This window comes from Paenibacillus sp. NPDC058898 (assembly GCF_049316025.1).
Taxonomy (GTDB): domain Bacteria; phylum Bacillota; class Bacilli; order Paenibacillales; family Paenibacillaceae; genus Paenibacillus_AQ.
The window spans coordinates 907,589-929,244 of sequence record NZ_JBMOSM010000001.1 but is presented as its reverse complement, the minus strand read 5'-3'; the positions used below and the strand labels follow the sequence as shown (position 1 = coordinate 929,244).

Here is a 21,656-nt window from a genome sequence, read left to right as displayed (position 1 = left end):
AGTGGTTAGCTTGGTAAAAAGAATCAAGATCATGAGTGCAATCATGGCTGTATCTCTGTTCGGCGGGCTGCTTGCGGGTTGTTCCCCGAACGCAGGCAGCAGTAGTACACAGGAAGGCGGCAATGCCGCGTCCCAAGCTGCATCGAATGCCGAAGAACGTACGCTCAAAATCATGACGGGTGTCATCGGCGGCAAAACACCTGAAGAGAATACGCAGTTCGAGCAGGAAATCGAGCCTCTAACCGGCATCAAGGTAACGATGAACAAGCCAGCGGCTGACTATGACCAGAAGCTGCTGGCAGCCATCGCTTCCGGGGAAAAGTTCGATCTGCTGCAGATCAGCAAAGAGAAAATGTCCACTTTCATTGATCAAGGAATTCTTACACCGTTGACCGATCAAGTGAACGGCTCCAAGGTGCTTTCAGATCCCGATGTCATTCCCGATAAGGAGTGGGAACAAGTCAAGACGAAGGATGGCGAGATCTACGGCGTGTTCACCAAGTATCAAGGCGGAACGATGCCGATCGTTCGCAAGGACTGGCTGGACAAATTAAATCTGCCCGAGCCCAAAACGCTGGACGATTATTACAACGTCCTCAAAGCTTTCACCGAACAAGATCCGGACGGCAACGGCAAAAAAGACACGTACGGACTCAGCACGGCCGGCATGTACGAACTGCAGGGCTTCTTCAGCGCCGCAGGCCTGAAACAACGATATGTGGAAACCGCTGACGGCAAGCTGGACGTTCCGTATTCCACGGACGCGGCCATCCCGGTTTATGAATGGCTGAACAAGCTGTTTGAGGAAGGCATTCTGGATCCGAACTTCACCACGAATGACACCGGTAAAATGCGCGACCTGTTCCTTGCCGACCGCGTTGGCATGATTACGTATTGGGACGCTTGGGTTGGCATGCTGAACAACACGCGCCATGAACAAGACCCGAATACGGAATTCGAAGCGAAGGGCTTGCCTGGTGCTGCCGATGCGAACGGCAACCACATGCTCCGCAGGGGCGATCCGGACGTATGGGTTATTCCCGTGAATGCGGAGCATCCGAAAACAGCCTTCGAATTCATTGAATGGTGGCATTCGGAGGAAGGGATTAACCTGGGAAGCTTGGGCATCAAGGATGTGGATTACACGGTTGACAACGGCAAGTATACGCTGACGCAAACCGGCAAAGAGCATGCTTCCGACCATGGCGTTCCTTTCTGGTACAACCGTAACGTCGAAGCGCCTTTCGGTAAACTGCCGGGCGTGCAGGAAGCGCAGGATCTCGTCGATCAATACGCTGCTTTAGAATTAACGCCTTCCCATTGGGCGGATGCCGAGAAGATCATCAATGAACATTCCTTCAAAGCGATCATGGGCGAGATGCCGGCAGCCGACGCCGTAAAGAAAATGCGGGAAGCCCTTAAAGCCGGCGGGTATATCGATTAAAGCTTTAAGAGGAGGGGGCGGTGATGACGCCGTACCCTCTTTATTTTTCGATCATGGTGGTGAATTTCCGTGAAAGCCATATTCAAATACAAAACCCTATATTTTATGATGCTTCCCATCCTGGCCTATTTCCTCATCTTTTCCTTTTATCCGCTGGCCCGGGGACTTGCCATCAGCTTTCAAGATTACCGGCTGATCGGAGACCGGCCCTTTATTGGTTTCGATAACTATCTGAGGGTACTGAAGGATCCGGTGTTTTGGGAAGTTTTTCAGAATACGATTGTGATCGGCGCCGGAGGCTTTATCATCAACTTCTTTTTGCCGCTGATTCTTGCGCTCTCCTTAAATGAAGTGGCTTCCGCCTGGTTCAAAAAAATGACCCAGATGATCGTCTATTTACCTCATTTGTTCTCTTGGGTGGTCGTAGGCGGGATGTGGATTCTGCTGTTGTCTCCGGATACAGGCATCGTGAACCAGATCATTCAGCTCTTCGGCGGTCAGTCGGTCGGGTTCCTCTCTTCGGATCGTTATGCCCGAATCGTCATGATCCTTACTTCAGGTTGGAAGGAGATGGGGTATACCTGCATTATGTACCTGGCCGCCATCGTGAACATTAATCCCTCGCTGTATGAGGCTGCTAGCATGGACGGCGCCAGTCGTTGGCAGAAGGTCCGTTATGTCACCGTTCCGATGCTTCGTTCCACCATGAAAGTGGTCATCATGTTAAACGTATTGGGTATCCTGCGTTTGTTCGATCAAATATTCGTGATGAGTAATGGTGCCATTGCCAAGAAAGTTGACGTCATTATGATGTACACCTATCAAAAAGGGATATTGGAATTTAGCGTTGGACCTGCAACGGCGGCCGGCTTCCTGGTGATTTTGGCAACATTCACGCTGACGTATGTAACAAGAGCGGTGATCCGCTACGATGAAGGGTGAGTCGGTATATGAAATCGATGAATAAAATAAGCCTGCCTGGCCGTTTGTTTGATACGATCAATGTTCTGTTCCTCCTTTTGCTCGTTTTAACTATGGTTATTCCGTTTATCAATACACTCGCGCTTGCATTCTCATCCAATTTTGCTTCCATGCAGCCGGGGATCGTACTCTGGCCCAAGGAATTCAGCCTCGAGGGATTCTCCACCGTATGGAACCGCATGAAGCTTTATTTGCCTTTTACGAACAATGTCATTGTGACCGTTGTCGGTACCTTAGGTCATGTCTTCCTAAGTTCCATGGCGGGCTATGTCCTGATACAGAAGGGACTTCCCGGAAAAAAGTGGATGTTATCCGCGATCCTGCTGACGATGATGATTCCAAGCGAGGCGATCATGATCCCGCTGTATATCGTGAATCAGGATTTAGGACTCCTTAACACGCTGTCCTCATTGATACTTTCGGGTTTCGTCTCCGGCTTCAGCGTCGTGCTCATGCGAAATTTCTTTTTGAGCGTTCCCTACGAGATGTCGGAATCGGCCCGGATCGATGGAGCGGGGGATCTTCGGATCTTCTTTACGATGTATTTGCCGCTTGCGAGCGCAGGACTGGCAACGGTCACGCTGTTTGAGTTTGTCAGTCGCTGGAACCAATTCACGCCGGCTGTGCTCTATATTAACGACTCGTCCAAATATACGCTGCAAATCGCGCTGAAATCGCTCATCGTCGATACCGATTCGACCTCGAGCAATTTCATGATCACGACCAATGTCCGAATGGCGGGGATTGTCATTGCCTTACTCCCGCTCATCATCATCTACCCGTATGTGCAAAAATATTTTGTCAAAGGAATGTTTGTCGGCGCAAATAAAGAATAGGCAGAGAAGAGGAGGAAGCAATATGGCACAACTCGAGCGGAAGATCAGCACATCGGTTTTCAAACGATTCATTGAGCATTCGGAACAAAGCTCGTACATTGAAATTCCGTTCCAAATGCCTCCGGATGTCGAAGAAATCCACGTAAGTTTGCTGGTGGATTCTCAAGGCGGCGACTCCGCCAAAGCTGTCATTGATCTAGGGATACGGGACGCCGAGAGAGTAAGAGGCTGGAGCGGAGGAGCTCGTCAGGCATTCAATATCGGTCCGAATACAGCCACTCCGGGTTATCTGCCCGGAAGGTTGTCCACAGGAGAATGGGCTATTCTCCATAATGCCTACAAGGTGCCCGATCAGGGTTGTTTGGTCACGATAGAAATCGAGTTTACCTATAAGACATGGCGCTGGTTGAAGGGAGATCTTCACACGCATAGCGTTCATAGCGACGGCTCTTATACGCTGGAAGAAAATGCGGCCATCATGGAAAGCCTGGGCTGCGATTTTATCGCCATGACCGACCATAATACGAGCAGCCAGAACTTTGCCTATCCGCGCGGTACCTCGTTGCTTATGATACCGGGTACGGAGTTTACGACGAATTATGGTCATAGTAATTTCCTTGGCGTAACGAGCCCCATGGACGATTTTCGCGTATCGGGCATATCCGATGTTCACGAGAAGTTTCGAGTCGCCCGCGAGCGGGGGGCCAAGATTGTGCTGAACCATACGCACTGTGATAACTGCCCGTGGGAGTGGGATTTCGATGTGGATTACGACGGGGTAGAAATTTGGAACGGGCCTTGGAGAGAGCACAACAGACGCGCGCTTTCTTGGTGGCAGGAACAGCTTGCCGCGGGGAGACGCCTGGTAGCCGTAGGCGGAAGCGATGTGCATCGACCGGATTCCTATGTGAAGCATGCGATGCCATGCGTATGGGTCTGGACCGATGAAAAAACGGTGGAGGGCGTCCTGAACGGTATTAAGGAAGGCCGCGTCGTGATTACTAATTCTCCTGACGGCCCTTTTGCCAACCTTCAATGCGGTGATTACGGGATTGGAGATGAAGTGCCATATGAGCAATCCGGTCACGAGGTGGTCATTCAACTGGATGATTTAAAGGTGGGCGATCTGATTCGCCTGTACAGCGAGCGCGGTCTCGAGGAAGAAATTGCTGTCGACTCGGAAGGGGGCGTTAGAGTGACGTTTGACGCTAAGCATAGAAGCTTCTTACGGGCAGAGGTTTGGCGGCAATTCGGACTGGCGGATGGCATGTCGATGGCGGCAGTGACAAACCCTATCTATTTTGCTTCAAAAGGAGGTACGGGGAAAATTACGGTTTGAAAAAAATACTGGAATGTTCGTTCCGATTAGTTTATACTCGTCTTGAGAAGGAGGAGGTAGGAATGGGACGGACCAAAGAATTTGACCGTGAACAGGTGCTTCGCAAAGCGATGATCGTTTTTTGGGAGAAAGGGTACGAGGGGGCAAGCATACCGGATTTATTGCAATCCATGGAATTAAGCAGATCCAGCATGTACGAAACGTTTCAGGATAAACAGACGCTTTACTTTGAGGCCATCCAGCAATACAAAAAAATGTCGCAAAAAAAACGCGACCTGATGAACCATGCCCCTTCTGCGATCACCGGGATCCGCCAATATTTTGAACTGCATATCACCAACGCGTTTGCGACGCACGGTGAAGCTTACCCGAACGGATGTCTGATTACGAACGCTTCCGTGGGTCTCGATGCTATGGATGAGCCCTTGCAGAATACGATTCGCCAAAGCTTTACGGAGCTGGAGCAGCTGTTCTATGAGAAATTAAAAAAGGGCCAGGAAACGGGCGAAATTTCCCCCGAGAAAGACATAAAAATGTTATCGTTCCTGCTGCTTAATCTCAACCACAGCATCAACGTGATGGCCAGGATCCAAAGCGACAGCGATAAGGTCCGCGGCATGATGAACGCCGTTATCGAGTCGCTGTAAAGCTTTTTTTTCATCATTCTGGAACGATCATTCCGATTAAATCCCCCTGCTTAAGCATGGAGGGGGAACGTATTCTCATTTTGGAATGAATGTTCCAATATAGTTACACTATCATTTTTATAATAAAAGGAGTGCTTCTTATGAATGCAAATGGAAATGCAAAGGGAAAGTTGGAGATCTCCGCATCGCCCTGGATTATGCTGATTCTTGCTGTTGCGTGCGGCTTGATCGTTGCTAATCTTTACTATACGCAGCCTTTGGTTGAGTCCATAAGCTCATCTATAGGATTATCTTCAGGAGCCGCCGGGGTCATCGTCACGCTGACCCAAATCGGCTATGGGATCGGCTTGCTGTTCATCGTTCCTTTGGGAGATCTGCTTGAAAACCGCAAACTGGTGGTTACGCTGCTGATTCTGACGGCCATCGTCTTAATCTTTGCTGCCGCAGCCCGAAACGCCGCTCTGTTTCTTGCCGCCTCCTTGTTTATCGGTGTGGGGTCCGTTGCGGCCCAGATCCTGGTCCCTTATGCGGCGCATCTCTCTCCGGAGGAGACGAGAGGACGTAATGTCGGTAATGTCATGAGCGGGCTGCTGTTAGGAATCATGCTGGCCCGTCCGGTTTCGAGTTTGGTGGAAAATTATTTCGGCTGGCACGCTATCTTTATGATGTCATCCGCCATTCTCTTCGTATTGGCTCTGGTTTTGATCAAATTACTGCCGGCAAGGAAGCCGCAAACGACCGATCATTATCCGGCCATCATCTCATCCATGCTGCGGCTGCTGAAAACGACGCCGATTCTACGTCGCAGGGCGCTGTATCACGCTTTTCTGTTCGGGATGTTCAGTCTGTTCTGGACAACGGTGCCGCTTGTATTAACAAGTCCGCTGTATCATTTTTCCTCTGCAGGCGTTGCGTTGTTCGCTTTGGCAGGGGTATCGGGCGCGGCCGCCGCGCCTCTTGCCGGCCGCTTTGCGGATAAGGGCTTGATCCGGCCTGCAACCGGAATATCCATCGTGCTGGTGATACTATCCGGACTTTTGCCGATCGTGTTTGCCGGCGGTTCTCTGCTCTCTATCGTGATCCTGGTACTTGCTGCCATCCTGCTGGATATGGGCGTGTCCGCCAATTTGGTGTTGGGACAACGCGCGATTTTCACGTTGGGAGCCGAGGTGCGGAGCCGGCTGAACGGCTTGTATATGGCGATCTTTTTTGCCGGCGGGGCCATAGGCTCCGCAGCCGGGGGATGGGCATACGCTATGGGCGGCTGGAAAGCGGCGATGTGGCTGGGCGTTCTTTTTCCGGCCTTGGCATTGCTCTACTTTTTGACGGAACGCAGGGTGGAGCGCGGCAGCAAATAAAGCGATGCATGTTTTCATCAAGCGGTTGTAGGATAACTTAGAGATTTTCTGTAGGATATATGGATCGCTGATAACGCATAATGAGCAATTAAGAAGAAATGTCACATGATGTTTTAAGTTAAAATGAGTGTAAATCGCGTGAGATAATACACGAAAGGGTGGGATGATGTCAGAAACCGAAGATGATAAGAAAATCCATTGGAAAAGGAATATCATTCTCTTCTTAAGCAGCCAGACACTCTCACTGTTTGGTTCTGCCTTGGTGCAATATGCCATTATGTGGTACATCACGCTGACTACGCAGTCAGGCATGATGATGACGCTGTATATTATTTGCGGATTCATTCCCACGTTTTTGCTGTCGCCGTTTGCGGGCGTATGGGCGGACCGCTTCAATCGTAAATCGCTCATTATGATTGCGGATGCTATGATCGCGGTGGTTACGCTAATTTTGGCCATTACGTTTATGCTTGGCTACCAAGCGGTTTGGCTGCTGTTTGTCATTTCTGCCGTACGTGCACTCGGGGCAGGCATTCAGACACCAGCGGTCGGGGCGATATTGCCTCAAATTGTACCGCAAGAGAAGCTAACGAAAGTTAACGGTATTAACGGCAGCCTGCAAGCACTCACCATGTTCGTAGCACCTATTGTCAGCGCGGCTTTACTTACCATGGCAACGATCGAAATGATTTTTTTTATCGACGTCGTTACGGCTGCGATCGCGATCTTTACCTTGTTTGTCTTTCTCAAAATTCCGCTGCACAAAAAGGCATCTGATACGCAAAGTACAGGCTACCTGGACGACTTCAAGGAGGGCTTGGTGTATATAAAACAGCATGCCTTTTTAAAATCCTTTTTTATCTTCTTCGCATTTTTCTTTGTGCTCATGGCACCTGCTGCCTTTCTGACTCCGCTGCAGGTTACCCGCAGCTTCGGTGACGATGTATGGCGCTTAACGGCAATCGAAATCGCGTTTTCCGTTGGCATGATGGCGGGAGGGGGGATCATTGCTTCCTGGGGCGGCTTTAAAAATAAAGTGTACACGATGGCTATCGCCAGCTTCGTCATGGCCGTGTCCACGTTTGCGCTTGGCATTGTACCTGTATTCTGGATTTACTTAGCCATCATGGCTGTGTTCGGAGTAGCGATGCCCATATTTAATACGCCGACGACCGTCATGCTGCAGGAGAAGGTGGACGAAAATTATCTGGGACGTATATTCGGTGTCTTCGGGATGATCTCGACTTCCATGATGCCCATCGGGATGTTGATATTCGGACCGCTTGCTGATGTGGTTAAAATCGAATGGCTGCTGATCGGTACCGGACTGTTTATGCTCGTACTTACGGTATTCTTCGCTCGGAACAAGCGATTGGTTGAAGCGGGTTTGCCACTGCCAAAAGAACAAGAAGCCACTTCGGATTAATGCTTCAAGCCTGGACCACAGCGGCTTCAGATCTAACACATCCGTCTACCACGGGATGTTTTTCCAGTTATAACAAGCAAGGATGAATATCCGAACGCCCCATTCGTTAAAGGATCAGCAGAAAAAAGGATCAACAGAAAATCGGCATACCGAATGAAATGTGAAAGCTTATACGAAGTGTGCCAGGCTGGTTTTTGTGCGCATAGGAACCATCACGCATATTACCCAGTCATGAATACAAGGAGCTAGTGACCTTTAGAGGTTACAGCTCCTTTTGTCGTGAACAAGAATATCTACGTAGATGAAGCCGCGGTTATCGAGACTCTGATCCATCCTTATAATTTTCCAATACCAACTGGACGTAGTTTTCGGCAATTTTCGGTCTATCGAATCCTGTTATATTTATTGTTGACAGATTTTAACACCAGGAAGATAATAATTGTAACTATGGTAAAAGGAGGGAATATGTTTTAGGAGTTTTTGTTCGAATGGAATTTCTAAATGTAAAGATTCGGTTGTACCTCGTATATTAACCCACTAAAGGAGTGTAGTCATGTACGGTAAAATCGTAGACATTTTGTGCTCTATCAAAGAAGACCAACCGGAACTCCGCCAAAACCTGTCCCTCGATACGGATCTAAACAACGATATAGGCCTCGATTCTCTGCAAATGATCCAGTTTATGCTCAAAGTCGAAGATCAGTTAAACGTGGTCATTGACTATGACCAATTCGATTACGAACATCTCCAGTCGATCGACTCATTTATCACTTTTCTGAAAAGCTGCCAATCGCAGGAGCAGCCCCTATACGAAGATGCCAAGCAATGATGACGGCGTGATTCCGAAAATCGTGATGGGTACCTTCGATCCCGAAACACGTTGGAGGGATCCAGATCTGGCCCGGCTGCCCGCTATGCCCGATAAGGACCGGGAATCGATTGTCCTCTGCATGGACGAGCTGCTATTTCCATTTTGCGGACCGGACGATGTCCTTTACAGTCGTTGCAAAATTGATCCGGCGCTGCACGAATACCTGAACGGGCTGGGTTTTTCTTTTCAGTCCCGTTATCACTATGATTTGAACGATGAGCATAAGCCTTTACCAGGATCAGACGTTTTCAAGCGGTGCATGTTCAGCCTTGCAGCCGAACAAGCCCAAGATCCTATAACGGCAAACAGGGTGCTGCAGACGGTCGGTGCCGGTTATTCTGAGGGTGCACTCTTGCCGGGATCGATCTCTTCCTTATATGCCGTAAACGGTTTGAAACAAACACAATCACCGGATGAAGCGTTGTTCACCAACGCTACCAACATTCTATCACCGTACGCTATTACGGCAGAAACGGAAACTTACCTCCGTGCCGCTGGACCGTTTGATCCTTTACCGGACATGGAGACGGTTGTACGTGTCAACTCCAAGATATACTCGAGCAGACTCCTGGCTAGCATCGGCGAGAAGCGCTACGGGATGGAGGCAAACAGCGCTGCGGAAATAGAGGCGATTGGAACTACGCTTTTGAAGCGGGGATCGTATTTGCTGAAAGATCCATTCGGTGTTTCGGGCAAGGGCAATCTGCTCATTGATAGCGAAGCCATGCAGCGAAGGAGAGCGGAGCACCTGTATAAACAGGAGGGCAGCGGATTGCGCGTTCAGTTTCTGCTAGAGCCCCTGCTGCCGAAAGTGACCGACTTCAGTTCTCACTGGTTTATCCAGGAGAACGGTGAGAAGGAGTTCATCTCCGTTCAGCGGATGATGAATCACCAGCAAAATTACAGCGGGTCTATCCAAGCCGATGAAGATTTTAACAGCAAGCTGGAGAACGCCGGCTATTTTACCGTGATAGAGAAAGCGCTCCGGGCGCTGGCCGAGGACGGCTACCACGGCTTTGTCTGCTTCGACTCCATGATCCTGGAGGACGGAGAAGTCGTATCCATTGTGGAGATCAACGCCCGTAAGTCCATGGGACTGATTAACGCGTATCTCGATAAATGGTGGAAACCATACGGCCTTATCGGCTGGCTTACGTTCTTCTCTCTCGGTCTTCCGCAAGGCTTCACATTCGGGAAACTCCTGCATTCTCTGCGCGAATCCGGTCTTCTGTTGACAGCACCCGGGGATTACGGGATCGTTCCGTTATCATCCAATACCGTCATGGTGAACGAGATTCTAACACGGCGCCGTATGGCCGAAGGAACACAGAACAAACGGGGGATGCCGAAGGGACGGCTGTATGCAGCCGTGCTGGGACGTGACGACGAACATCGCAGCGAATTGGTCAAAAGCCTGCGTCAGATGCTCGCCGACTTATCCGTTAAAGTGTACAACTAAATCTGGAACTCGGAGGCTGCGCATGTATTCATCTTCGGTCACCTTGCTGGCGTCGGGCAATTCGCTTGGCGCATACATTCCGGCTATGCATCTGCATACGTACCTGCAAGGCAAAGGTATCGGAACAGAGGTTCATGTTCTGGAGAACTTGTATCACGAGGAAGTCCGGCACAAGATACGCTCTACCAAAAAAGCATTCCATGCGGATTTCTCCGTTGCCCGTATGGGCCATAAGTTGGCCAAGCCCGTTGACTCTTCCCTGGACGAGGAAGCGGTTCGGAGAATGCTGGAGGACTGGAGACAGGCCGGTGTCTCCCGTTTTGCCGTCTTTACCGGCTTCTGGCTGCCAATCCTGGAGCGTTATAAGGCAGCTGCCGACATCCCGCTGGACATCCGGCTGATTCGGTTGGATGCGAGTGATACGCCCTCTTATAAGGTACACAAGCAATTATATTTAGGCTACGACAACATCTGGTTCTACGAGCCCTCAAAGCTGTCGCCGGACAGTTACCTTGCTTCGGACGAAGCGGAGCCTCTGCCTTACGCGCAGCGTTCCGGACGCATTCTGATCCATGGCGGCGGCTGGGGGATCGGGACCTATGCCGCAACGATCTCAGAACTTCGTAAGCTCGGATACAGCCTTGATGTGATCGTTTACGATCCCTCCGAGGTGGAGGAGGACGACGGGGTTACGCGCTACTTTGGAACGGAGGCCTTCTGGGATCCGTGGAGCAGGGATGTGCAAGGGCGGCACACATTTCCGCCGATGGTCCGTTATGTCCGTGAAGACGGCGTTCTCCGGGAGTTTCCACTCGGGGATTACTCTGCTTTCACGGACCTCATGCGAAATTGCGTTGCAATCATCAGCAAGCCGGGGGGAGCGACCCTGAACGACTCGCTGGCGTTCGGAATCCCTTTTGTCATGCTGGAACCGTTTGGCGACCATGAGCTTCATAATTCAGCCTATTGGGAATCCTGTGGTTTCGGTATCCGGTTTGCGGAATGGAAAGCTCAGGATTTTTCGAAACCTATGCTAGAGGAGATTTGCAGACGTTTGCTGGAGCAGCGATCAAAAATCAACCATTTTGGGAGGAACACCTATGCAGCCGAAAACAGCAGTTACGTTTGACCAACTGACGTTCCGTAATATGAAAAGAACCCTGGTACCGCTAGCGGAAACGGGAAGAAAGCTCAAAGAGGACCCGACTTATGCGGCCCCTGTGCCTTATGAGATTGGGATCAAACTCAATAACGGATGCAATCTGCGCTGCAAGCATTGCTTCGAATGGAATCCGGAAGGCTTCCATCACGGCTTTGCAAAAGAAGTAAAGAACGACGAAATTGAGATTCCTGTCGTGGAGAAGCTTCTTGCCGAAACGAGAGAACGCAAATCGCGCGTGTTCCTGTGGGGCGGGGAGCCGCTGTTCTACTCCAAGTTCGATGAACTGGCGGAGCTGCTGGCCAAAGAAGACCGGTATACGACCATTTGTACGAATGCGATTCTCATTGAACAGAAGCTGGATTCTATTCTGAAAATGTCGGAAAATCTGGTCATGCTGGTCAGCCTGGAAGGCTTCGAGAAAGAGAATGACGCAATAAGAGGCAAAGGCACATTCAAGAAAGTGATCCACGCCATACAGCTCCTGCTGGATCTGCAAAAGCAGGGCTTGTATAAAGGCAAAGTATCTGTAGCTCTGACAGTAAATGACCAGATGGTCGGCAAGCTTTACAGCTTTATGGAATACTTTGAAGAGATGGGCGTAGATTCCGTGTACTTCTGCTTCCCTTGGTACATCCCTTCCGGTACGGCGGAGAAAATGGATACCTATTTTGATGCCCATTTCCCGCACCTAGCTTCCCGTTTTGCGGACGATCATAAGAACAGCTGGCACTCCTTCACATTTCACATCTCGCCGGAGCATTTCGATACATTGATCGAAGAGCTGAAACGCGTCAATTCACGCGTATGGAATGTACGTATCCGCTATCAGCCCGCGCTGGAGCCCGAAGAGGTGGAAGGGTTTATCCGGGGAAGCGAGAAGCCGGCCATGAACCGGACGAAGTGCTTCTCGATTTCGAACCGGATGGACGTGATGCCGGACGGCAAAGTGAATCCGTGCAAATTTTTCCCGGAATTCAGTGTCGGCAATTTGTATGAAGATAGCGTGGCGGATATCTTCCACGGCGAAGATCTTCGGAAACAGCGCGAGGTTCTGGCCTGCGGTCTGATGCCGATTTGCTCGAAATGTGTGCTGCTTTATAACAATGGAGTTTAAGCGTTTAAACTTTATGCCGTTCATTCAGGCAGATCAGGCAAACGTTTGGGAGGAGCGGAGATGGACTATATCCGTGTACGGGAGCTGCACAAATCGTTTGTGTATTACCGGAAAGAAGCCGGACTCAAAAATTCATTGAAAAACTTGTTTGCTCGCAAGTCACTGGTGAAGGAAGCGGTTAAATCCGTTTCCTTCGATATCGGTCCTGGCGAATGCGTTGGATTTCTCGGACCTAACGGAGCGGGCAAGACCACAACGCTCAAGATGCTATCGGGCATTCTATATCCCACGAGCGGAGAGGCCGATGTACTCGGCTATGTGCCGTGGGAGCGAAAGAATGAGTTCAAGCGGCTTTTCTCCATTGTGATGGGCCAGAAAAACCAGCTTTGGTGGGATCTTCCCGCCAGCGAGTCGATTTATTTGAACAAATGTATTTATGACGTGGACGATGATCTCTACCGCCGGAGTCTTGCCGAGTTATCGGAAATGCTTGATGTGCAGGACCTTCTGGACGTGCAGGTGCGTCGGTTGTCCCTGGGGGAGCGGATGAAAATGGAGCTCATCGCCGCTCTGATCCACCGCCCTAAGCTGCTTTATCTCGATGAGCCGACGATCGGCCTCGATTTCCCTTCCCAGAAGAAGGTCAGGGAGTTTCTGAAATACTACAATGAACAATTCGGCGCGACAATTTTGCTGACGAGCCACTACATGAAGGATGTGGAGGATCTGTGCAAGCGGACGATCATCATTAATGAAGGCAGTATTCTGTATGACGGTGATCTTCATAAAATCAACGATCTTTTTGGCGAGAACAAAGTGATAAGGCTGCAATTCTCCGAACCCGTTGCTGAGCAGCGGTTGGCCAAATTCGGAAAAATCGTCAGCGCAGACGACTACAACGCGGTTTTGGAGCTGCCTAAGTACCGCTTGAAGGAAGTGTCGCGTGCCGTGCTCGATTCGTTTCCGATCGTGGACTGGACAATAGAGGACGTTGCGATCGAGGAGAGTATTTCGATGCTCTACCGCAAGGAATCCGTCGGATGAACAGAGGCAAATTGTATAGGGCTGTTTTTTCAATGGGCGTCCAGCATTCGATGGAATACCGTTTTCACTTCTTTCTTGGTCTTCTGGGGGCCACGTTTCCGATTCTTGTCCAGTATTTCATCTGGACGGCGGTGTACCGGCATTCCGGTCAGGATGCGCTGTTCTCGTATTCGTACGGTCAAATTATATTGTATACGATCTTGGCTGGATTGGTGTCCAAGCTGATCGCTACCCAGTTCGAGCACCAGATTGCCGACGATATCAAAAACGGTGGTCTTAACAAGTATTTGATCAAACCGATCAGCTATTTCGGGTATCGGCTGGTATCTTTTTTCGGCCAGAAGGCGATCTATTACGGGATTACAGCTTTACTGCTCATCGGGATTATTGGTTTCGCATCTGCTGGTGGCGTGCTCGAGCTCCAGGCTATACGCCTGATCCTGTTCGCGGTCACGCTATCGGGGGCGCTTTTGCTCAATTTCCTGATCGCTTACTGTATCTGTGCAAGTGCTTTTTATCTGCATGAGATCTCGTATTTTTTTGTCATTACAAGTCTGCTCGTCAATATTTTGAGCGGAGGGATGTTTCCGCTCGAGATTTTCGGGGAGTCCATTGTGAAGGCACTTCAGTACACGCCATTCCCATATACGATTTATTTTCCGGTCAATATCCTCAGCGGCAAAGCGGAAGCGGCGGCTATGTACCAAGGGCTGCTAATCCAGTGTGGGTGGATTCTGCTGTTCTTCTGGTTATCCCGTCTGACTTGGCGTATTTCCATGAAGAAATATTCGGCAGTAGGGGGGTAACAGACGTTGCGTATGTTTAAAAACGCGAGGAAATACATGCGGCTGTACGGTTTATTTATCAAAAATTGCCTCATCGCTCAAATGGAGTTTCGGGGCAATTTTATGATGAGCCTGCTGGTCGAATCCGTCTACCTGCTCGCCAAGCTGTTATATGTGCTCGTCGTGTTCCGCACCGATCTTCATGTAGATGGCATACCGCCCGAAGGGCTGCTTCTATTTATAGGCATGCATACGGTGGTGACCGGAATTTATGTCGGCCTGTTTTTTACAAATTTCATGAAAATTCCCGAATATATTAAGGACGGTTCGCTTGATTTAATGCTGACGAAGCCGGTATCTCTTCAGTTCATGGCTTCCTTGCGTTACGTCGATTTGGCGCTGCCGATCCCCGATATTCTGGTTGGGTTCGTCATGGTCGGTATCGGCTGGCATGCCATGGATATTCCGCTGACGTTCCTGCAGCTCGCGGGGTTTGCCCTGCTGCTGCTCGTCTCTGTTATTATCACATACTGCCTGATGATTATCCCGGCGCTGCTGTCATTCTGGTTCGTCCAGACGGGCTCCGTATCCGAGATCGCCCATTCCATTTGGGACGCCAACAATTTCCCTATGGCTATTTACCCGACCTGGGTCCGACGGATCGGAACCTTTGTTATTCCTCTATTCCTCATTACCAATTTCGGACCGATGTTTCTGCTTGAGCAGCTCAACTGGCTGCATGTGGGACTGGCGCTGGCCGCTTCACTTCTGCTCTTCGCAGCTGTACGGCTGCTCTGGAAACAAGCCGTAAAAGGATACAGCAGCGCGAGCAGTTAAGCCAGCAGTTTAGTGGGTCTGAATGAATGCCAAGCTTGCATCCTTGCATGAGGAATGAGAGTAGATGCGCCCGGGCTCAATCGCACCGAACACTGCTGGTCAGGATTCCGGATCACTTGTCAGAAAGGGGAGAATCAGATGAACGCGTTTCAGCTTCCGGTGGTGAATCCGCCGCTTAAAGGATTTTTGCGGTGGGCTTACACACTCTCGATCACCAGCATCCACGAAGAAACGATGCCTTGGTATTACAGCAATTTTATCCAGATGTTTTGCAAAAAAAACTTTCTGGAGGACGGCAGGCAGTATTATGTCGATTTTTTTCGGGGCAAGCCCAACGAACTGAATTTCAACAACCCGTTTCTTCTCACTTGCTCGGTCAATTATACGATTCTGGAGAGTTTGGCATTGGACGCCTGGCCGAAATTTTTCGCGGATCAGATCCAAAACGGCTATTATTGCGTTGTGTTTTTGGACGAAGCGAGGCTATCGCCGGCGGCCTTCTATCAGAAGGAGCCGTTCCCACATCATCTTTTTCTATATGGTTTCGATTGGGACGAAAGTGTCTTCTATGCGTCGATGTTCGACCATACGGGAGTTTACCGCAATTTGCAGATCCCGTTCCGGGAGTTCCAGGACGCCGTTCAGTCCATGAGGCATCTTCTAAAGGATAGGCTCACGGCCGACCACCATACGTACTTTTATAAATATGAACCGCATTCTCCATATCCTTTTGATAAAACGGCCGCGATTGATCAGCTGCGCGATTATTTAAACGGAGAAACTCATCTCAACCGGATCAATTACAATTCGGACAACGAGGAAGCTTTTGGAATTAAGGTCTACGACTATTTGCAACTGTACTTTGATGCCGTAGAGGGTAACGATTCCCGGCTCGGTGACCGTAACGATGTAAGACACCTTCATGTGCTCTGGGAGCACAAAAAGATGATGAGCGAGCGGATTGGATACTTGGTTGATGAGGGGATCATCCCGTATGATGAAGAGCTTGTGGCTGGCTACAAGGATATCACCAAAAGGGCGATGAAGCTGAGAGATCAGTATATTCGTCATGAAATTCGCGAAGATAAAGAAATGTTTGAACGGCTGAGGCTCCGGTTCGATGAGTTCCAAAAGGAAGAGCCTGTTCTCCTGCAAAAACTGATTACGCTGCTCGAAGGCTCGAAGGAGTCACTGGTAAGTACCTGTGGAACCCGATGCGATACATATTAGAAAGCAGACCGGGTATTCAGTAATAGGGGAAGTATTGTTAGAGCAAAACCTGCTAGCCATGGCTAGCAGGTTTTTTGTTTATTTTACTTTATGGCTTAATGATGGTCGCGTTAGCCTAACTTCGTCGATAATGAATCCCATATGCTCATCAGTTGAGTAATGGCGGCATCCAGGGCTTCGTATGAAACACCGTCTCGTGCTTGCGTCGACATTCCTTGCAGAAATGTTTCGAATAAGGTTACTAGCATGGGGATATCCGTTGAATCCGGCAACTCTTTATTGGCTACGGCCCGCTCTATACAGCCTTTTAGCCAACTGTGGACCCTAGCTCGTTCCTTGGCAAGCATCTCTCGGATGTGTTGTTGCTCGGGTGAACAATTCACAGCGGACAAAATCAACAGACAACCTAGAGGGTGGGAGCCTTCTGTCTGCATTTGAGCCGATCGTCGTAGTCCTTGTTCGATGGCCGTTCTTGATGTCACACTTGTATCCCTGAAACTTTCAGAAACTTGTCCATACCTCGAGATATATTCATCCATTACTTCTTGGAACAGAGATTCTTTTGATTCGAAAGCGGCATAGAAACTCGCTGCAGATATATCGCCCATGGCAGCACGTAACTGAGCAAGCGAAGTGGATTCATAGCCGTGTTCCCAGAACAGAAGCATGGCGGCAGCAACTGCCTCGTCACGATTAAAAGCGCGTGGTCGTCCCGTTCGTGCCATATAAATGCCCTCCTTTATTACTTTTATACTAATCGATCCAGAAGTCCTTGACAAGGGAGAAGGGTGAATTTAATATATGGAATGATCGATCCATAATTGAATTTATCATGAGGGGGAAAAATATTTTGTCTCAATTATCATCTTCCACGGGTACGGCACAAACGGCTATTACGCCTGCCAGACTTCCTTGGTTAGCACTGCTCGCGCTTGCGATGACAGGTTTTATTTGTATCTTTACAGAAACCATTCCAGCCGGTTTACTACCGCATATCTCGGGAGGTTTGAATATTACAACAGGAATGGCCGGACAGCTCGTAACTTCCTATGCTTTGGGTTCCATTGTGGCGGCAATTCCGTTTGCTATGTTTACCGGTGGGATGAGGCGACGTCCGCTTCTGTTAGCTATTATTGTAGGTTTTTTCATCTTCAACTCGATTACCGCACTGTCAAGCAGCTATGCATTAACGCTGGTCGCTCGATTTTTCGCTGGTGTATCTGCCGGTGCCGCATGGGGGATGATTCCCGGATACGCACGTCGTATGGTTTCGGATGCTTTAAGAGGTCGTGCCTTGGCAGTTGCGATGGTTGGTACTCCGATTGCTCTTACGCTAGGCGTGCCGGTTGGCACCTTGCTCGGTGATCTGATCGGTTGGCGACTTGTATTCGGACTCATGTCACTTCTGACTCTCGCATTAATTGGATGGGTTCTGTGGCAGGTGCCGGACTATCCCGGACAGCCTGGAAATCAACGTATGACGATCCGTCAAGTGTTTGTTATGCCCGGCATCCGTCCGGTTCTTATGGTGGTACTGACGTGGATGCTGGCACACAATATTTTATATACGTATATCGCGCCGTTTCTTGAGCCTTTGGGACTGGCTGGGCGTGTTGATCTGGTCTTGCTTGTATTTGGAGCGTTCGCACTGATCTCGATCTGGATTGTGGGTCTGTTGATAGATCGACACCTGCGCCTGCTTGTCCTACTTAGTCTGTTGGGCTTCCTGCTGGCAGCCGCAGCACTAGGGACGGGCGTTACATCGGCATTCGTCGTTTATGCGGTCGTGGCATTATGGGGATTTACCTTCGGCGGTGCCGCCACCATACTGCAAACAGCGCTTGCCGATGCAAGTGGTGAAGAAGGTGTGGACATCGTAATGCCAATCAATACTACAGTCTGGAATCTGGCCATCGCCGGTGGCGGGATTGTCGGGGGTGCTTTGTTGGAGTTTATTGGAGTCAAGTCGTTTCCGGGAGTGCTGTTGATTCTGCTGCTCATTGCATTGACTATTGCGTGGAGTTCGAAGAAACATGGTTTTCCCAGCAAACATAAGACTTTATAGGTTTGTTTTTCATGCTGGATAAAAATAATCCATGTTATGCTATGCTTGTAATATATTAACGTTAATATAGTGATGAAATCGGTAGTAACGGTATATACTCACCTGAAGTAAGTATGCCAGTAAGGATCTTTAAAATTCATAAAGGAGAAACATATAATGAGTATAGAATCAGAACTCTCTTCTCAAATATACCGGCTTGGGGAATGATCCGCTGGTATGAGGAAAAGGGGGAGGTCCTTTAAAATGTATAATCTCACTAGGAGCCGTTATATGGGATATATCCTGCACCCCTAATGTTGAGTTAAGTTTCACCCAAGCGATTCGAAATGGGGTTCGTATGAAAGGAGTGCGCATGGACCAAAACATAAAATTAATGTTCTTGGATGAACATGCCATTGAAGGTGCAACTCGGTTCGGAATCAGCCCCAAGGAGCTGACTTTTATTGGAGGATTTCAAAATTTTGTATATTCATACAATCGCAATCATATGAAATATATCCTCCGTTTCACACCGAGCACTCATCGCACAGATGAAGGACTTGCAGCTGAAATAGAATGGATTCGTTATCTATCAGAGAATGGTCTGGCAGTTTCAGACTCGGTATCTTCGATTAATGGAAAGGACTTTGAACGAATCCAAGGAAATCATATTGATTTCTACGTGACCTCATTCAGATATGCGCCTGGTCGTAAAATCGGATACCCAGAATGCCTGGATAATCCAGTACTTTACGAGCAATGCGGACGCCTGACTGGCCGTCTCCATGAACTGTCGAAGCGTTACAAACAAATGGCAAATAGACACACATGGGAATGCAATGAATACCTATTACAGGCTAAACATTATATACCTGCAGAGCATCTACCAATTCTTCATGCACTTGATGAACTTAAAAGACATTTGTCCAGTCTCCGTGTTACTACTGATAATTTCGGTTTGGAAATTTCATGGTTGATGAATCAGGGGAAATAACGCTCTTTGACTTCGATGAATGCCAGTACAGTTGGTATGTCGAAGACATTGCCATCCAGCTTTATTATTTGCTCTACGTATTCGGGGAAGATTCGAAGGCAGAGCGTAAGCTGCAGTACGAACTTTTCATGAAACATTTCGAGCGGGGCTATACAGAGGATGGCCGTCAAATGCCTGACGGCTGGAAGGATCAGCTGGAGCTCTTCCTGAGACTGCGTGAAATTATCGTGGTTGTCGGTATGCACCGGAGTTGGGATCTAAGTCAAGCAGATGGTTGGACCCGTGATTTTTTAAGTGATAGTAGGATGCGGATTCTAAATGAAATTTCGTTGATCGACGAATTCCAGTAATTTATAAAAGCGAGGAAAAGACGGAACAAGTATGGTTAGATGTTTGATAAACACTTCATAACTGAAAGCCCTCAAACCCCGAAGCCTTTATGTTGAAATGTGATATCCACTATCCACTTGGTATGATCGTAACCGACCATTCAGACTATATTGTATTGGAAAAGGATCATCCGGAGTTGTGGAAAACGGGAATTAATACGTTGTCTGAATCCGCATTCGCACCACTTGGATTGAGATTGATAAGGTGGATTAAAGCGCTGCGTGTAAAGAGGGTCTTTATCATAACTCATGATGGAACGGTAACGAACTACCGATGCTTGTTAGGTGAAGATGGATTGACAAGGTCTGATTTCTTAGGAGAAGCTGGCTGGTACAAGGTGAAAATATAGCCACACTTTGGATATTGGATAATTCTGGGCTGTGATTGATGTTATAATCAAAGTGGACGCTTTATTTCGACACGAGGGAGGAGATGGCGGCTGAATAAACGCACATGGTATGTCTTTCTGGCAATTTGCGTTTTGATTCTAATCAGCGCGATGATATATTCGGCGTTTCAAAACAGAACATCGTTTAAGGAGATGGTCCTCGATCAGTTGAATGAACCTGGGACTATTAGCCATATGAGCGTCGGGAAAAATCGGTTCCGTCCGAACGAGCAAGTGATAGAAATTACAGATCCCGCAGAGATCGAGCGCATCATGAACACCTTTTCCGAAGTCAAACTGCGTAAAACCAGCAGAGTGGGTCACGGTGACGATGAATATGAAGTTTGGTTCCAGGGCCGTAACGGCCCGACCTTCGCCGTATACTTCTTTAGTTCAGACCACGTGCGAATCTATAACGGTTCGAGCAATCATAAAAGGTACAACAGGGAGTATAAAATCGTGAACGACTTCGATTTTGGGGTTATCGAAAATCTATTTAAATGAACGAATGAGGAGGAAGGTCATGGGAAGGTTGACGTTTCTCTTCATTATTTTTGGAACCCCAGGCCGATGTGAGGGTCATTTAATATACTCGTCCGTATCATTTTTGAATCGTCTTCTGCTGCTTGAAAAAATACTGGACTACTCGTTCCAGTTTGTTTATACTCATGTAGAAAAGGAGGGGGTATCAATGGGACGGACCAAGGAATTTGACCGGGAGCAAGTACTGCGCAAGGCCATGATCGTATTTTGGGAAAAAGGATATGAAGCTACAAGCGTACCGGATTTACTGGAATCCATGGAGTTGAGCAGATCCAGTATGTACGAAACGTTTCAGGATAAACAGACGCTGTATTACGAGGCCATCCAATATTATAAAAAAATGTCGCAAAAAAAACGCGATCAGATGATACATGCAACTTCTGCGATCGCGGGGATCCGCCAGTATTTCGAGCTGCATATCATGAACGCTTTTGCCACGCACGGCGAAGCTCTCCCCAATGGATGTCTGATTACGAATGCTTCTGTTGGTTTGGATACGGTGGATGAGCCCTTGCAGAATATGATTCGCCAAAGGTTTACGGAATTGGAGCAGCTGTTTTATGAGACGTTAAAGAAAGGGCAAGAAACGGGAGAGATAGCCCCGGAGAAAGATATTAAAATGTTCTCGTACCTTCTGCTGAATCTCAACCATAGCATCAACGTAATGGCCAGGGTCCAGAGCGATATTAATAAAGTCCACCGTATGATGAATGCGGTCTTCGAGATGCTGTAAATCTATTTTTTTTCATCAAACTGGAATGATC

The 21,656-nt window shown here is 48.7% G+C and carries 21 protein-coding genes; 20 read left to right on the top strand and 1 reads right to left on the bottom strand.

Features of this window, described 5'->3' with window-relative positions; all coding sequences use genetic code 11:
* Window position 1: 1 nt before the first annotated feature.
* The 15 genes from ACOZB4_RS04045 (at window position 2) to ACOZB4_RS03975 (ending at window position 16,533) form a co-directional block, all read left to right on the top strand.
* Entirely contained in the window at window positions 2-1,444 is a 1,443-nt protein-coding gene (locus tag ACOZB4_RS04045; RefSeq protein WP_379405849.1) for an extracellular solute-binding protein, read from the top strand.
* A gap of 105 nt (window positions 1,445-1,549) precedes the next feature.
* On the top strand, window positions 1,550-2,386 hold the full coding sequence (locus tag ACOZB4_RS04040; RefSeq protein ID WP_285857460.1) for an ABC transporter permease subunit: 837 nt from the start codon (window positions 1,550-1,552) through the stop codon (window positions 2,384-2,386).
* A gap of 17 nt (window positions 2,387-2,403) precedes the next feature.
* A complete protein-coding gene (locus ACOZB4_RS04035) occupies window positions 2,404-3,261 on the top strand; it encodes a carbohydrate ABC transporter permease (protein WP_379405851.1) in 858 nt (285 codons plus the stop codon).
* Between the two features lie 22 nt (window positions 3,262-3,283).
* On the top strand, window positions 3,284-4,600 hold the full coding sequence (locus ACOZB4_RS04030) for a CehA/McbA family metallohydrolase (protein WP_379405853.1): 1,317 nt from the start codon (window positions 3,284-3,286) through the stop codon (window positions 4,598-4,600).
* A 62-nt stretch (window positions 4,601-4,662) separates the two neighbouring features.
* Window positions 4,663-5,247 (top strand): TetR/AcrR family transcriptional regulator, encoded by a 585-nt coding sequence (locus tag ACOZB4_RS04025; protein ID WP_076321634.1) that lies wholly within the window; start codon window positions 4,663-4,665, stop codon window positions 5,245-5,247.
* Between the two features lie 140 nt (window positions 5,248-5,387).
* Entirely contained in the window at window positions 5,388-6,605 is a 1,218-nt protein-coding gene (locus ACOZB4_RS04020) for an MFS transporter (protein ID WP_379405856.1), read from the top strand.
* Window positions 6,606-6,771: 166 nt separating this feature from the next.
* Window positions 6,772-8,031: an MFS transporter gene (locus tag ACOZB4_RS04015; RefSeq protein ID WP_379406151.1), complete on the top strand. Its 1,260-nt coding sequence runs from the start codon at window positions 6,772-6,774 to the stop codon at window positions 8,029-8,031.
* Window positions 8,032-8,584: 553 nt separating this feature from the next.
* On the top strand, window positions 8,585-8,860 hold the full coding sequence (locus ACOZB4_RS04010) for an acyl carrier protein (RefSeq protein WP_379405858.1): 276 nt from the start codon (window positions 8,585-8,587) through the stop codon (window positions 8,858-8,860).
* Window positions 8,847-10,361, top strand: coding sequence for a hypothetical protein (locus ACOZB4_RS04005; protein WP_379405860.1), 1,515 nt, complete (start codon window positions 8,847-8,849; stop codon window positions 10,359-10,361). Before ACOZB4_RS04010 ends, ACOZB4_RS04005 begins: the two co-directional genes overlap by 14 nt.
* 22 nt (window positions 10,362-10,383) lie before the next feature.
* Window positions 10,384-11,490 (top strand): hypothetical protein, encoded by a 1,107-nt coding sequence (locus tag ACOZB4_RS04000; protein WP_379405862.1) that lies wholly within the window; start codon window positions 10,384-10,386, stop codon window positions 11,488-11,490.
* A complete protein-coding gene (locus ACOZB4_RS03995) occupies window positions 11,462-12,637 on the top strand; it encodes a radical SAM protein (protein WP_339290308.1) in 1,176 nt (391 codons plus the stop codon). Before ACOZB4_RS04000 ends, ACOZB4_RS03995 begins: the two co-directional genes overlap by 29 nt.
* 60 nt (window positions 12,638-12,697) lie before the next feature.
* Window positions 12,698-13,681, top strand: coding sequence for an ABC transporter ATP-binding protein (locus ACOZB4_RS03990; protein WP_076321627.1), 984 nt, complete (start codon window positions 12,698-12,700; stop codon window positions 13,679-13,681).
* Window positions 13,678-14,487 (top strand): ABC transporter permease, encoded by an 810-nt coding sequence (locus ACOZB4_RS03985; RefSeq protein WP_379405865.1) that lies wholly within the window; start codon window positions 13,678-13,680, stop codon window positions 14,485-14,487. Before ACOZB4_RS03990 ends, ACOZB4_RS03985 begins: the two co-directional genes overlap by 4 nt.
* Before the next feature lie 12 nt (window positions 14,488-14,499).
* Window positions 14,500-15,303 (top strand): ABC transporter permease, encoded by an 804-nt coding sequence (locus ACOZB4_RS03980; RefSeq protein ID WP_379406152.1) that lies wholly within the window; start codon window positions 14,500-14,502, stop codon window positions 15,301-15,303.
* Window positions 15,304-15,357: 54 nt separating this feature from the next.
* Window positions 15,358-16,533 (top strand): hypothetical protein, encoded by a 1,176-nt coding sequence (locus tag ACOZB4_RS03975; protein ID WP_379405867.1) that lies wholly within the window; start codon window positions 15,358-15,360, stop codon window positions 16,531-16,533.
* A gap of 110 nt (window positions 16,534-16,643) precedes the next feature.
* Here ACOZB4_RS03975 and ACOZB4_RS03970 read toward each other — a convergent pair whose 3' ends face one another.
* Window positions 16,644-17,258 (bottom strand): TetR/AcrR family transcriptional regulator, encoded by a 615-nt coding sequence (locus ACOZB4_RS03970; protein ID WP_379405869.1) that lies wholly within the window; start codon window positions 17,256-17,258, stop codon window positions 16,644-16,646.
* 125 nt (window positions 17,259-17,383) lie between these two features.
* Between ACOZB4_RS03970 and ACOZB4_RS03965 the strand changes: the two genes are divergently transcribed.
* The 5 genes from ACOZB4_RS03965 (at window position 17,384) to ACOZB4_RS03945 (ending at window position 21,625) form a co-directional block, all read left to right on the top strand.
* Window positions 17,384-18,598 carry an MFS transporter gene (locus ACOZB4_RS03965; RefSeq protein WP_379405871.1) on the top strand — a complete coding sequence of 405 codons (1,215 nt, stop codon included), beginning with the start codon at window positions 17,384-17,386 and terminating at the stop codon, window positions 18,596-18,598.
* Window positions 18,599-18,950: 352 nt separating this feature from the next.
* Window positions 18,951-19,571, top strand: coding sequence for a phosphotransferase enzyme family protein (locus ACOZB4_RS03960; protein ID WP_379405873.1), 621 nt, complete (start codon window positions 18,951-18,953; stop codon window positions 19,569-19,571).
* Window positions 19,547-19,921 (top strand): hypothetical protein, encoded by a 375-nt coding sequence (locus ACOZB4_RS03955; RefSeq protein WP_379405875.1) that lies wholly within the window; start codon window positions 19,547-19,549, stop codon window positions 19,919-19,921. The genes ACOZB4_RS03960 and ACOZB4_RS03955 overlap by 25 nt, the downstream gene beginning before the upstream one ends.
* A gap of 623 nt (window positions 19,922-20,544) precedes the next feature.
* Window positions 20,545-20,853 carry a hypothetical protein gene (locus ACOZB4_RS03950; protein ID WP_379405879.1) on the top strand — a complete coding sequence of 103 codons (309 nt, stop codon included), beginning with the start codon at window positions 20,545-20,547 and terminating at the stop codon, window positions 20,851-20,853.
* Window positions 20,854-21,040: 187 nt separating this feature from the next.
* Window positions 21,041-21,625 (top strand): TetR/AcrR family transcriptional regulator, encoded by a 585-nt coding sequence (locus tag ACOZB4_RS03945; RefSeq protein WP_379405881.1) that lies wholly within the window; start codon window positions 21,041-21,043, stop codon window positions 21,623-21,625.
* Window positions 21,626-21,656 lie beyond the last annotated feature (31 nt).